Source organism: Bradyrhizobium sediminis, from assembly GCF_018736085.1.
In the GTDB taxonomy this organism is placed as follows: domain Bacteria; phylum Pseudomonadota; class Alphaproteobacteria; order Rhizobiales; family Xanthobacteraceae; genus Bradyrhizobium; species Bradyrhizobium sediminis.
Genome location: NZ_CP076134.1, coordinates 1,355,599 through 1,369,016, shown reverse-complemented (window position 1 = coordinate 1,369,016; position 13,418 = coordinate 1,355,599). Strand labels below are relative to the sequence as shown.

The window sequence follows — 13,418 nt, the reverse complement described above, 5'->3', positions numbered from 1 at the left end:
CCCTCTTCTCAAGTCGCCCCGCGCGACCGCTCCCACGTTGCAACCTTCAGCGCGGCGAGATCGATCTCGGACGCCATCGCTTCGATCGCCACCGGCAGGCGCCGCCGCCAGTTCGGATGTTCGTTGACGGTGCCGGGAATATTGGGCTGGTCGATCACGCCCAAGAGATCCTCCAGCGAAATCACCAGCAGGCGGGATTTGGTCCGCGCCAGGAAACCGGCGACGGCATAGAGATCATGGCTGTCGATGGCGTGATGGCGTAGCGCGTCGCTCAGCATGGTCAGAGCGTGCCACCGCGCGTCGTCGCTTTCGCCGGGATCGATTCCGAGCGAGCGCTTCAGCTTGAGATCGCTGAACGAGCGCCAGCCGGCATAGGTCGAGAGATCGTGGGTGTTGAAGGTGACCAGCGCATTGGCCGAGTAATGGTCGATGCCGCGAAACGAGCCTTGATCGTCGCGCTCGAACATCATCACCTGGTACGACCAGATACCCCACTCCGCCATCGTCTCGCGGAAGCCCTCCGGCACGGTGCCGAGGTCCTCGCCGATCACCACGCAGCGGTGCTTCACGCTTTCCTGCGCGGTCGCCGCCAGCAGTGCCTCGAACGGCATTTGCACATAGACGCCCTGGGCCGCATCGAACCCGTGCGGCACCAGATATAGCCGTTTCAGGCCCAGCACGTGATCGAGCCGGATCGCCCCGGCGTGGCGCATCGACGCCCGCAGCATCTCGCGATACGGCTCGAACGAGGCGACCTCCAGCCCCGCGGCGTTGAAACCCGCAAGCCCCCAGTTCTGGCCCGCGGTGTTGAGGGGGTCCGGCGGTGCGCCGACGGCGAGATGGCGGGAAATCGCCGATTGCTCGTTCCAGGCATCGAAGCCGTCGGACTGCACGCCGACGGCGACGTCGAGATAGAGACCAACCTTCATGCCGAGTCGGGTCGCGAGTTCCTTGCAGGCCTGCAACTGCCGGTCGGCGGTCCATTGCACGAATTCGACGAATTCGATTTCAACGGCATCCGGCCCCTCGCGGAGGGTTGCGCATTTGACTTCATCGGGCTGCTGCAATTCCGCGGGCCATTCCCACCACGGCTTGCCAAATTTGTGCCGCAGCGCCTCGAAACAGGCGAACCGCGACAGCAGCGGCGCGCGCTGGCTGCGAAACTGTTCGAAATCTTGCCAGCGTTCGGCTTTGGGATCGGCTTTGAAGGCCTCGAATGCGAAGCGCAGCGCCCGCCATTTCAAGGCCGCGACGGCGACATAATCGACGATATCGCCCACCCGCAGCCGAGCGATCGCCTCACTACTCCCGGCGACGGCGTCGGGCTGGAATTCGGGAAGCTTTTCGACATCGATATAGAGCGGGTTCAGAAACAGCCGACTGTTCGGCGAATATGGGCTGCAATCGCCGGGCCGATCGTCGAACAGCGCATGCAGCGGATTGAGCCCGATGCCGTCGGCACCCAGACCACCGGCCAGTTCGATCAGCCCTTCGAGGTCGGTGAAATCCCCGATCCCCCAGTTGCGCGCCGAGCGGACGCCATAGAGCTGTACCGCCACCAGCCAACAGCGGTCGAAATCGCCGCCAAAAGCCTTCGGCGGCGCGACCATCAGGGGCGCTTGCTCGGTGAAGCCGGACTCATCGGTCAGATGCAGCCGGTACGAACCCTCAGGCAGATCCTTGGGCCACACGATGACACGGTCATGGGTCTCACCCTCCGCGATAACCTTAATGCCCGCAACGATTTTCCAGCGCAGCGGGAACGTGGCAGCCTGATTGAGTTCGGTGCGAGCGGGATGGCCTGACCGGATCACCACCGCCTGGTCCAGGAGGCGGCGCGGGATGCCGGCCGGAAGGGCATCGAGGATGATTTTCAGCGCGGCCGCATCCGTCACACGCCGGTGACCCTGACCGTCCAGGAATTCGGTCTGGATTCCCAATTCTTTGGCTCTGGCGAAAAGGTCCATTCGGCACGCAGTTTGCACGCAACGGTGAAGGGCGTCGCGAAATTCTCTAAATGCAGGAAGAGGATAGCCGTGGTTAACTCTCTGGCGTCCCCGGCGTTCCCCGGGAACCAATGCCCGGCGAACGGCTTTGTATATATGTCCGGAACGTCTCCTTTCCCGCAATCGAGACGGGACGTGTTTTCCATGTCACTGGCATCACCGTGAACAAAACAACTCAAACTGTCGAGAGCGCTGGCGGCGCTTTCCATATCGAGGATGTTTACCCGCTTGTCGATGCTGGCCGCTTCCCCGTGAAACGGATCGTCGGGGAGCGCGTCGAGGTCTGGGCGGATATCTATCGCGACGGCCATGATGTGATTTCAGTGGCGCTGGTCTGGCGCCGCGAGCGCGACCGCGAATGGCGGCGCGCGCCGATGACCCATCACAGTAACGACCGTTGGGGCGGATCGTTCGTACCGGATAGCCCCGGCCGCTACATCTATGCGATCGAGGCCTGGACCGACGAATTCGCGACCTGGCGGCACGGCTTCGAGCTCAAGCAAAAGACCGGCGCCGACCTTCCCCTGGATGCGCTCGAGGGCGCGGGCATGCTGACCAAGGCGCAGGCCGGCGGACCTGCCGCGTCCGCCGTGATCCTGCAGCAATGCGAGGATTTTCTGCAGACCGGCGACGCCGCGCCGCTGCTGACCGATGAATTGAAGATCGCCATGGCCGAAAGCCAGTTTCGGCCGGACCTGATGCGATCGCAATTCTTTCCGTTCGTCGCCGATAGGCCAAGGGCGCGCTACGGCGCGTGGTACGAGATGGTGCCGCGCAGCCAGGGCAAGACGCCCGGCCGCCACGGCACCTTCAAGGATTGCATGGCGCGGCTGCCGGATATCGCGGCGATGGGCTTTGACGTGGTCTGTCTGACACCGATTCACCCGATCGGCCTTACCGGCCGCAGGGGCCGTTACAACGCGCCGACCGCTGGTGAAGGCGATCCGGGCAGCCCCTACGCCATCGGCTCGGCCGCGGGCGGCCACGATGCCGTGCATCCCGAGCTGGGCACGCTTGCGGATTTTCGCGAGTTCATTGCCGCCTGCAAGGTGCTCGACATGGAAGTCGCGCTCGATTTCGCCGTGCAGTGTTCGCCCGATCATCCCTGGCTGAAACAGCACCCGCAGTGGTTCAGACGGCGGCCGGACGGCTCGCTGCGCTATGCGGACGACCCGTCCGGGAAGCATCAGGACAGCGTCAATCCCGATTTCTCGTCGGAGGACGCCGGCGCCTTGTGGAATGCGCTACGCGACGTGGTGCTGTTCTGGATCGAACAGGGCGTCAGCATCTTCCGGGTCAAGGATCCCCACACCAAACCCTTCAGATTTTGGGAATGGTTGATCCACGAGGTTCAGCTTCGTTATCCCGAGGCGATCTTCCTCGCGGAAGCCTTTACCCGGCCGAAACCGATGAAGGGCCTCGCCAGGCTCGGCTTCACCCAGTCCTGCACCTACTTCATCTGGCGTACCCGGAAGTGCGAGCTGGAGCAGTATCTGGGCGAACTGACGGGTTATCCGGAGCGTGACTACTTTCGCCCGAATTTCTTCGTCAATACGCCCGATATCCTGCCTTATCATCTACAGAGCGGCGAGGCCTGGATGTTCAAGTCCCGTGTCGCGCTGGCCGCCACGCTGTCCAGCGCTTACGGCGTCTACAGCGGGTTCGAGCTCCTGGAGCACGAGCCGATTGCGGGCCGTGAGGAATATCGCGATTCCGAAACATACGAGATCAAGGTGCGCGACTGGGACAGGCCCGGCAATATCAAGCCCTATATCAGGGATCTCAATCGCGCCCGCCGGCAAAACGCAGCGCTGCAGCAGACGGCCAATCTTCGCTTCATTTCGGTCGAGGACGAAAATATCATTGCCTTCGTCAAGGAATCCGTCAACCAAACCAACAGCGTTGTCGCCGCGATTGCGCTGTCGCGCGACGTATACGAATTCTGGCTGCCGCTCGGCGACATTCAGGTCGGTATGGCCGACGATCGCCGCAACGTCGCCGCGCTTGAGAACGTCATCACCGGCGAACGCTACCCACTGGAGTGGGGCGGCATTCGGCTGCGGATCAATCCGATGAACGATCCCGCCCTGCTGTTTCGCTGTCTGGCGTAAGGGAGCGCCATGAACCTCTTGTCCTCTATCGATGCAACGGAGCTGCCGGTCCCCGCGCTGGATGGCGACGAGCTCTGGTACAAGGACGCCATTGTCTACCAGCTTCATGTCAAGGCCTTTGCCGACAGCAACAATGACGGTATCGGCGATTTCGCCGGCCTGACCGAGAAACTCGGCTATCTGCAGGATCTCGGCGTCACCGCGCTGTGGCTGCTGCCGTTCTATCCCTCGCCCGGCCGCGACGACGGCTACGACATCGCCGATTACGGCGCCATCAATCCCGATTTCGGGACCATGAAGGATTTCAGGCGCTTCATCGTCGAAGCCAAGCGGCGCGGCCTGCGGGTCATCACCGAGCTCGTCGTCAATCACACATCCGACCAGCACCAATGGTTCAAACGCGCCCGCCGCAGCGACCCGAAGTCGAGTGCGCGCAACTGGTACGTCTGGAGCGACACCGACCAGAAATATCTGGGCACGCGGATCATCTTCACCGACACTGAAAAATCGAACTGGACCTGGGATCCGGAAGCCGGCCAATTCTACTGGCACCGCTTCTTCTCGCACCAGCCGGACCTCAATTTCGACAATCCGCGTGTGGTCCGCGCGATCGTGCAGGTGATGAAGCGCTGGCTCGATGCTGGCGTCGACGGCTTCCGTCTCGACGCCATCCCCTATCTGTGCGAGCGCGACGGCACAAACAACGAGAACCTGCCGGAAACCCATGCCATCATCAGGAAGCTGCGCGCCGAGCTCGACACCTATGCCAAGGGCAAGGTGTTGCTGGCTGAAGCCAACCAGTGGCCGGAGGACGTGCAGGAATATTTCGGCCGCGGCGACGAATGCCACATGGCCTATCATTTTCCCTTGATGCCGCGGATCTACATGGCGATCGCCCAGGAGGACCGCTTTCCGATCACCGACATCCTGCGCCAGACGCCGGATATCCCGAACAAATGCCAGTGGGCGCTGTTCCTGCGCAACCACGACGAGCTGACGCTGGAAATGGTCACGGACGTCGAGCGCGACTATCTGTGGTCGACCTATGCCAACGATCCCCGCGCCCGCATCAATGTCGGTATCCGCCGGCGCCTGGCGCCGCTGATGGACAACGACCGGCGCAAGATCGAACTGATGAACTCACTGCTGCTGTCGTTCCCTGGTACGCCGATCGTCTATTACGGCGACGAAATCGGCATGGGCGATAATATCTATCTCGGCGACCGCAACGGCGTGCGCACGCCGATGCAATGGTCGCCGGACCGCAATGGCGGATTTTCCCGCGCCGATCCAGCGCGGCTTTATGCCCCGACCATCATGGACCCGGTCTATGGCTACGAGGCGGTCAATGTCGAGGCGCAGTCACGCAGCCTGTCGTCGCTGCTCAGCGCCACCAAGCGGCTGATCTCGGTGCGCAAGTCAACGCTGGCGTTCGGCCGCGGCACCATGACGTTCATCCGTCCGGCCAATCGCTCGGTGCTGTGCTACGTCCGCCAGTATCAGGACGAAATCATTCTGTGCGTCGCCAACCTGTCGCGATCGGCGCAGGCGACTGAACTCGATCTCTCAGCCTGGAAAGACCGCGTTCCGCTGGAGATGCTCGGCCGCACCCGCTTTCCGGCGATCGGCGACCTGCCCTACATGATCACGCTGGCGCCCTATGGCTTCTACTGGTTCCAGCTCAGGGAGCGCGACAGGTCGGAGCATGTCGAACCTTCGGTGGTGCCGGAATTCGAGACACTCGTGGTGCCGCTGGGTGCGACCTGGATGTCGCTGGCGCGCACCCGCAGTGTGTTCGAGCGCGACGTGCTGCCGGGACACCTGTCGCGGACCCGCTGGTATCCGGAGCGTTCGCCGCAGGCGATCCAGCCAACCCTGACATCGGCAATTCCATTCTGCGATATCGGCGACAACCGCCCCTGGCTCGCTTTCTTTGAAGCGACGCAACACGGCGAGACCGCGCGCTACGTGCTACCGATGCGGATCGAATGGGTGCGCTTCGACCGCGAGCGCTATAACCCTCACGCATTTGCAGCCGTTCGTCAGGGCGCTCGGGAAGGAACTTTACTTGACGTTGCGACCGACCAGATCTTCATCGCGCTGCTGCTGCGCAACCTGCACGAAGCCCTGACCGTCGAGGAAAACGGCCTGCGCCTCGAATTCCGACCGACAGCAAGGCTTTCCGACAAGCCGATCAGACAGCCAGATCACATCCGCGCGGTCGAAACCGAACAATCCAGCAGCATGGCGCTGGTGGACAACGACTATGTGGTCAAGGTTTATCGCAAGCTCGAATCCGGCACCAACCCCGAAATCGAGATCGGCCGGTTTCTGACCGAGGTCGCGGGTTTTGCCAACACGCCGGCACTGATCGGCAGCGTCGAACTGGTCGAGGGCGACAACAAATTCGCAATTGCGATCGTGCATGCCTTCGTGGCAAATCAGGGCGATGCCTGGACCGTGACGTCGGCCTATCTTGATCGTTTCGTCGACGAGCAGCGCCTGCTGGCGAGTAGCCAACATGCGAGCGAAAGCGACGAACAGGTTCCCTATCTGCGTTACATGTCCCAGGCTGGACGACGCGTCGCCGAGATGCAGCTCGCATTTGTCGGCAATGGAGGAGGTGTCGACTTCGCGCCTGAAGCGACGCGACCTGAGGACGTCCGGCGTTGGGTCGAACATGCAGTGACCCGCGCCGAACGGATCTTCGACGTCCTGAAGCAGCGGCGCGACACGATAAAGGAAGCCGATCGTCTGCTGGTCGAGCTGGTGTTGGCGCAACGTGAAGGCCTGCACGACCGCCTCAGCGCTCTGCTGCCGCCTGAAATCGACGGCCTGAATATCCGCCATCACGGCAATTTCAATCTCGCTCGGATATTGATCGTCAAGGACGATATCTTCATCATCGGTTTCGAGGGCGAGCCCCGCCGATCGCTGGAAGAACGTCGGCGCAAGGCGCCGGCGGCGCGCGATGTCGCGGCGTTGATCCGTTCTATCGACTACTCCGCCACGGCCGCGCTGGAGCGCGCGCTGAAAGTGGCGCCCGACGAGCACGGCAAGCTTGGTGCTGCGCTCGCGGAGTGGCGCGACCGTTCCGCGGCAGCGTTTCTTGCCGCCTACCGCGAAACCCTGACAAATCAGCGCCTGTGGCCTGCCGATCCGGCCGCGGCCGAGCAGATGCTGAAGTTCTTTCTGCTTGAAAGGACCTTCTATGAGATCGAATACGAACTAGCCCATCGGCCGGAATGGCTGCGCGTCCCGCTGACCGGGTTGCTCAGATTATTGTCCGGGAATACCAACGAGGCCGCATGACCGAACTGTCCGCTGAGGCCTATGCGATCGTCGAAGGCCGCCAATCCGATCCCTTTCACTATCTCGGCTTGCATACCGAGGACGGCCAAACTGTGGTCCGCGCCTTCCTGCCGGAAGCGTCGAAGGTCGACGCGATCGACGAACATGGCGCAATGGCGGAGCTGTCGCGCATCCATGACGCCGGCCTGTTCGCTGGCGCGCTGCCGAACGGCTCCAGGCGCTACCGGCTGCGCGCCTGCTTTGGCGACACCGTGGTCGAACTCGACGACCCCTACCGTTTTCCACCCGTGCTGAGCGATTTGGATCTTTATCTGCTCGGCGAGGGCACCCATCAGCGGATCTACGACAAGCTTGGCGCTCATCCGATGACGCTGGACGACGTTCCCGGCGTGGCCTTCGTGGTGTTCGCGCCCAATGCGCGGCGGGTCAGCGTGGTCGGCGATTTCAATTTCTGGAATCCGCGGCGACATCCGATGCGGGTGCGCGGCACCGGCTATTGGGAGCTGTTCGTGCCTCACGCCGCCGCCGGCGACCACTACAAGTTCGATATCATCGGACCGCAGGGCCAGCATCTGCCGCTGAAGGCCGATCCGCTGGCCTTTGCTGCGGAGCTGCGCCCGAGCACCGCGTCCATCGTGCTGGACGAGACCAAGTTGCCGCGTCCGCGGCCCGCACCATCCGGCATCAACGCGCTGGGCGCGCCCGTCTCGATCTACGAGGTCCATCTCGGCTCTTGGCGGCGCAAAGGCGGCAACGAATGGCTGAGCTACCGCGAGCTGGCCGAGCAGCTTCCGCGCTATGTCAGGGATCTCGGCTTTACCCATGTCGAATTCCTTCCCGTCAACGAGCATCCGTTCGACGGCTCCTGGGGCTACCAGCCGACCGGCATGTTCGCGCCCACCAGCCGGTTCGGGACACCGGCGGATTTTTCCACACTGGTCGACGCCTGCCATGGCGAAGGCCTGGGGGTGATGCTGGATTGGGTGCCCGGGCACTTTCCGGATGATCCGCACGGTCTCGGCCATTTCGACGGCACCGCGCTCTATGAACACGCCAACCCGCTGCAGGGCCGTCACCTCGACTGGGGCACGCTGATCTACAATTACGGCCGCACTGAAGTCGTCAATTTCCTGGTGTCGAACGCGCTGTTCTGGCTGGAGCGCTATGCCATCGACGGGCTGCGCGTCGATGCGGTCGCTTCCATGCTCTATCTCGACTACAGCCGGCCCGCCGGCGGCTGGATCCCGAACAAACATGGCGGACGCGAAAATCTCGAGGCGATCGATTTCCTGCGCCGCTTCAATACCGAAGTGTTCGCGCGCTTTCCGCAAGCCACCACGGCCGCCGAAGAATCGACCGCATGGCCGCAGGTGTCGCGTCCGGTCGAGTATGGCGGGCTCGGCTTCGGCTATAAGTGGAACATGGGCTGGATGCATGACACGCTGAACTACATCGGCAAGGATCCGATCCACCGCAAGCATCATCACGGCGACATCCTGTTCGGCCTGCATTACGCGTTCTCGGAAAACTTCATCCTGCCGCTGTCGCATGACGAGGTGGTCCACGGCAAGCGCTCGATCCTGGGGCGGATGCCCGGCGACGACTGGCAGCGCTTTGCGAACCTGCGCGCCTATTACAGTCTCATGTTCGCCCACCCCGGCAAGAAGCTGATGTTCATGGGTTGCGAATTCGGCCAGGAGCGCGAATGGAATCACGATCGCGCGCTCGACTGGCACCTGCTCGAACAGAAGAGACACCTGGGCATCCAAGGCCTGATCCGGGACCTCAACGGACTTTACCGCACGCTGCCGGCACTGCACGAGCTGGACTGCGATCCATCCGGCTTCGAATGGATCGTCACCGATGACGCCGCTGGCAACGTATTCGCCTGGATCCGCAAGGGCAACGATGCCCGTTCCCGCTGCCTCGTCGTCATCAATTTTTCGCCGAATGTCTATTACAACTACCGCGTCCAGGTGCCGATCGCCGGCGAGTGGCGCGAGGTGCTCAATTCGGACTCCGCGCATTACGGCGGCAGCAATGTGGGGAACGTCGGCGAGGTAAAGGCGTCGGAGGGCCTCGTGCCCGAACTCAATCTCACCGTTCCGCCACTGGCCGCGATATTTCTCGTACCGGAAAGCTGACGCATGCGCCTGACAGCCGGAACGTCCTCTCGCCTCGGTGCAAGCTGGGACGGCCGGGGCACCAATTTTGCGCTGTTCTCCGCCAACGCGCACAAGGTCGAGCTGTGCCTGTTCGACAGCCAGGGCCGCCGCGAGCTCGAGCGCATCGAACTGCCCGAGCGCACCGAGGATGTCTGGCATGGCTGTCTCAACGATATCTCGCCCGGCCAGCTCTACGGCTATCGCGTTCACGGCCCCTATGAGCCCGAACATGGCCACCGTTTCAATGCCAACAAGCTGTTGCTCGATCCCTATGCCAGGCGCCTCGCCGGCCGGCTGGTCTGGAGCGATGCGCATTTCGCCTATCGCACCGGCAGCGCCCGCGAGGACCTGTCGTTCGACCGCCGCGACAATGCGCGCGGCATGCCGAAGGCCGTCGTGGTCGACGAGACCTTCAACTGGGGCCGGCGCGAAATGCGCCCCAACGTCCCCTGGGAATACACCATCATCTACGAGGCGCACGTCAAGGGCCTGACCCAGAAGCGCGACGACGTGCCGCCCAACCTGCGCGGAACCTATGGCGGCCTGTCGTCGCCGGCCATGATCGAGCATCTCAAGCGCCTCGGCGTCACCACCATCGAACTCTTGCCGATCCACGGCCTGATCGACGATCGGATGCTGGTTGAAAAGAAGCTGTCGAATTACTGGGGCTACAACACGCTGGCTTTCTTCGCGCCGGAGGCGCGCTACGCACAGGACAACCCGCTCGACGCCTTCCGCACCACCGTGGCGCGGCTGCACGATGCCGGCATCGAAGTAATGCTCGACGTCGTCTACAACCACACCGCCGAAGGCGACCATATGGGCCCGACGCTGTCGTTCCGCGGCATCGACAACGCCTCCTACTACTGGCTGAAGCCGGATAACCCGCGGTTCTACGACGATTTCACCGGCTGCGGCAGCTCTGTCAAACTCACGCATCCGCGCGTGCTGCAGATGGTGATGGACTCGCTGCGCTACTGGGTCGAAGTCTGCCATATCGACGGCTTTCGGTTCGACCTCGCCACCACGCTGGCGCGCGGGCCGAATGGCTTCGACCGCAACGCCGCCTTCCTCACTGCGATCCGGCAGGACCCGGTTCTGGCATCGGTGAAGCTGGTCGCCGAGCCGTGGGACCTCGGCTTGGGCGGCTATCAGGTCGGCGCATTTCCGTCGCAATGGTCGGAATGGAACGACCGCTACCGCAGCACCATGCGACGCTACTGGAGCGGCGAAGGCAGCCTGATCGGCGAAGTCTCCCGCCGCATGACCGGCTCGTCCGACCTGTTCAACCATGACGGCCGCACGCAACGCGCCAGCGTCAACCACATCACGGTGCATGACGGCTTCACGCTGGCGGATCTGTTCAGCTACAACGAGAAGCACAACGAGGCCAACGGCGAAGATAACCGCGACGGCTCCAACGACAATCACAGCAACAATTGCGGCCATGAAGGCCCGACCGACGACGAGGGCATCGTCGTGCTGCGCCGTCAGCTGCGGAAGAACCAGCTGGCATGCCTGTTGCTGGCGCAGGGCCTGCCGCTGATCCTGGCCGGCGACGAGGTCGGCAATTCGCAGTCCGGCAACAACAACGCCTATTGCCAGGACAATGAAATCGGCTGGGTGAGCTGGGACGGTCTTGACCGCGAGGGCGATGACCTCACCGACTTCATCGGCCACATCACCGGGCTGCGAAGGCGCTTTCCGCAGATCCGCGCACACCGCTGGCTCGATGGGCGGCGCGCCGACGGTTCCTACGGCGTGTTGTGGCTGACGCCGGCGGCCGAGGAAATGAAGGAGCAGGACTGGAATTTTCCGGAAGGCCGGTTCCTCGCTTACGTGCTGGGGCCGATCGAGCATGGTCAGCAACCGATCTTCATCGTGCTGAACGCAGCGCCCGAACCGATTGCGTTCAAGCTGCCGACGATGCCGGAATACGCCAACTGGCAGCAACTGTTGAACACCGCCGACGTCAAGCAGGAGGCCGCGGACTTCGCGCCGGGAGACGAGACGATGGCACCTCCCCGTTCGGTCCTCGCCTTTGCGGGGTCGGCATGAATGAGCAGCCATTCGGCGCACGACTGACGGCGGACGGTGCGTCATTTCGGCTTTGGGCGCCCGCGGCAAAGCGCGTCGACCTGCTGCTGGATCGGCCTCACGCCCTGCAGCGCGGCGACGATGGCTGGTATTCCGCCGATATCGCCGGCGTCAAAGCCGGCGCACACTACAAATTCCGGATCGACAGCGAGATCGACGTACCCGACCCGGCCTCGGCGTTTCAGCCCGAGGACGTATCCGGCCCGAGCGAGGTGATCGATCATTCCACCTACCAATGGCGCGCGAGCTGCTGGCGCGGACGCCCATGGCAGGAGACCGTCCTGCTCGAAAGCCATGTCGGCGCCTTCACGCAACAAGGCACCTACCGCGCCATGATCGAAAAACTCGATCATCTCGCGGCCACCGGAGTAACCGCGCTCGAATTGATGCCGCTGGCGGATTTCGCGGGCTCCCGCAACTGGGGCTATGACGGCGTGCTGTGGTATGCGCCCGACAGCGCCTATGGGCGCCCCGACGATCTCAAGACCCTGATCGACGAGGCGCATCTGCGCGGACTGATGGTGTTCCTCGACGTGGTCTACAACCACTTCGGCCCCGAAGGAAATTACCTCGGCCGCTATGCGCCCGCTTTCTTCACGCAGGCGCAGACGCCCTGGGGCAACGTCATCGACTATCGCGTGCCCCAAGTGCGCGCCTTCGCCATCGGCAACGCGCTGTACTGGCTGCGCCAATACCGCTTCGACGGGCTGCGGCTGGATGCGGTGAATACCATCGCCGAACCGGGCGGGCTCTCGCTGCTGCACGATCTCAGCCGCGCGGCCGGGGAGCTCGCCGCTGCGACCGGCCGGCACATCCATCTGGTCGTCGAAAACGGCGATAACCGCGCGAGCCTGCTGGAGACGGGGCAAGACCCGCCGCGCGGCAAATACCGCGCGCAATGGAACGACGATTATCATCACGCCTGGCACGTTTTCCTGACCGGAGAGAGGCAGGGCTATTACGGCGACTACACGACATCTCCGCTGCGGGACATTGCGCGGGCGCTCGGCTCCGGATTTGTCTTTCAGGGCGAGGACTTCGCGTTTCTGGGTGGGCGACCGCGCGGCGAATCCAGCGGCACACTTTCCCCCACCGCCTTCGTCAATTTCCTGCAGAACCACGACCAGATCGGCAACCGCGCGCTCGGCGACCGGCTCGAAAGCATCGTCGATAGCCGCGCGATCGAAGCGGCCCTGGCGGTTACCTTGCTGGCGCCGTCGATCCCGATGCTGTTCATGGGGGAGGAATGGGGCTCGAAAACGCCGTTCCCGTTCTTCTGCGATTTCAAGGGCGATCTCGCCGAGGCGGTGCGCAAGGGACGACGCAGGGAGTACGACTGGGCCTACGCGACCTATGGCGACGAGGTGCCCGATCCCCTGCAACAATCAACGTTTCAATCCGCAGTGCCGGATTGGCAGGCGTGCAACGAGGAGCCGGGACAGACACGGCTGGCGCTGGTGCGGAACCTGCTCGCGACCCGCCGCCGGGAAATCGTCCCGCGGCTGGCGGGCACAGCGTTCGGCGAGGCGCATGCAGCGGACAACGGCTTGCTGACGGCAAGCTGGCGCATGGGCGACGGCGCGACGCTGCATCTGCTGGCCAACCTGTCGCCGGGCGGAATCGCCAGCCAACAAGGCAAAACGGCCGGCACGCCGATCTGGGGCGGCGAAATCGGCGACGTGCTCCCGCCGTGGTCGGTGTTCTGGCGCGTTGCCGCAGGGTAACAC

The 13,418-nt window shown here is 63.3% G+C and carries 7 protein-coding genes; 5 read left to right on the top strand and 2 right to left on the bottom strand.

Annotation, left to right across the window (positions count from 1 at the left end; all coding sequences use genetic code 11):
• Positions 1-8 precede the first annotated feature (8 nt).
• Both malQ and KMZ29_RS26630 read right to left on the bottom strand, forming a co-directional pair.
• Positions 9-1,967, bottom strand: a complete 1,959-nt coding sequence (gene malQ / locus KMZ29_RS06495) for a 4-alpha-glucanotransferase (protein WP_215622955.1) — start codon at positions 1,965-1,967, stop codon at positions 9-11.
• Positions 1,892-2,317 (bottom strand): hypothetical protein, encoded by a 426-nt coding sequence (locus tag KMZ29_RS26630; protein ID WP_249779993.1) that lies wholly within the window; start codon positions 2,315-2,317, stop codon positions 1,892-1,894. The genes malQ and KMZ29_RS26630 overlap by 76 nt, the downstream gene beginning before the upstream one ends.
• Between KMZ29_RS26630 and KMZ29_RS06490 the strand changes: the two genes are divergently transcribed.
• The 5 genes from KMZ29_RS06490 to treZ are packed head-to-tail and all read left to right on the top strand — an operon-like array spanning position 2,216 to position 13,415.
• Positions 2,216-4,117, top strand: coding sequence for an alpha-1,4-glucan--maltose-1-phosphate maltosyltransferase (locus KMZ29_RS06490; protein ID WP_249779926.1), 1,902 nt, complete (start codon positions 2,216-2,218; stop codon positions 4,115-4,117). The two genes, KMZ29_RS26630 and KMZ29_RS06490, sit on opposite strands and share 102 nt — an antisense overlap.
• A 9-nt stretch (positions 4,118-4,126) precedes the next feature.
• Entirely contained in the window at positions 4,127-7,429 is a 3,303-nt protein-coding gene (treS, locus tag KMZ29_RS06485) for a maltose alpha-D-glucosyltransferase (protein ID WP_215622953.1), read from the top strand.
• On the top strand, positions 7,426-9,573 hold the full coding sequence (gene glgB / locus KMZ29_RS06480; protein ID WP_215622952.1) for a 1,4-alpha-glucan branching protein GlgB: 2,148 nt from the start codon (positions 7,426-7,428) through the stop codon (positions 9,571-9,573). Before treS ends, glgB begins: the two co-directional genes overlap by 4 nt.
• A 3-nt stretch (positions 9,574-9,576) precedes the next feature.
• Positions 9,577-11,652: a glycogen debranching protein GlgX gene (glgX, locus tag KMZ29_RS06475; protein WP_215622951.1), complete on the top strand. Its 2,076-nt coding sequence runs from the start codon at positions 9,577-9,579 to the stop codon at positions 11,650-11,652.
• Positions 11,649-13,415 carry a malto-oligosyltrehalose trehalohydrolase gene (treZ, locus tag KMZ29_RS06470; protein WP_215622950.1) on the top strand — a complete coding sequence of 589 codons (1,767 nt, stop codon included), beginning with the start codon at positions 11,649-11,651 and terminating at the stop codon, positions 13,413-13,415. The genes glgX and treZ overlap by 4 nt, the downstream gene beginning before the upstream one ends.
• The last annotated feature ends 3 nt before the right edge of the window (positions 13,416-13,418 follow it).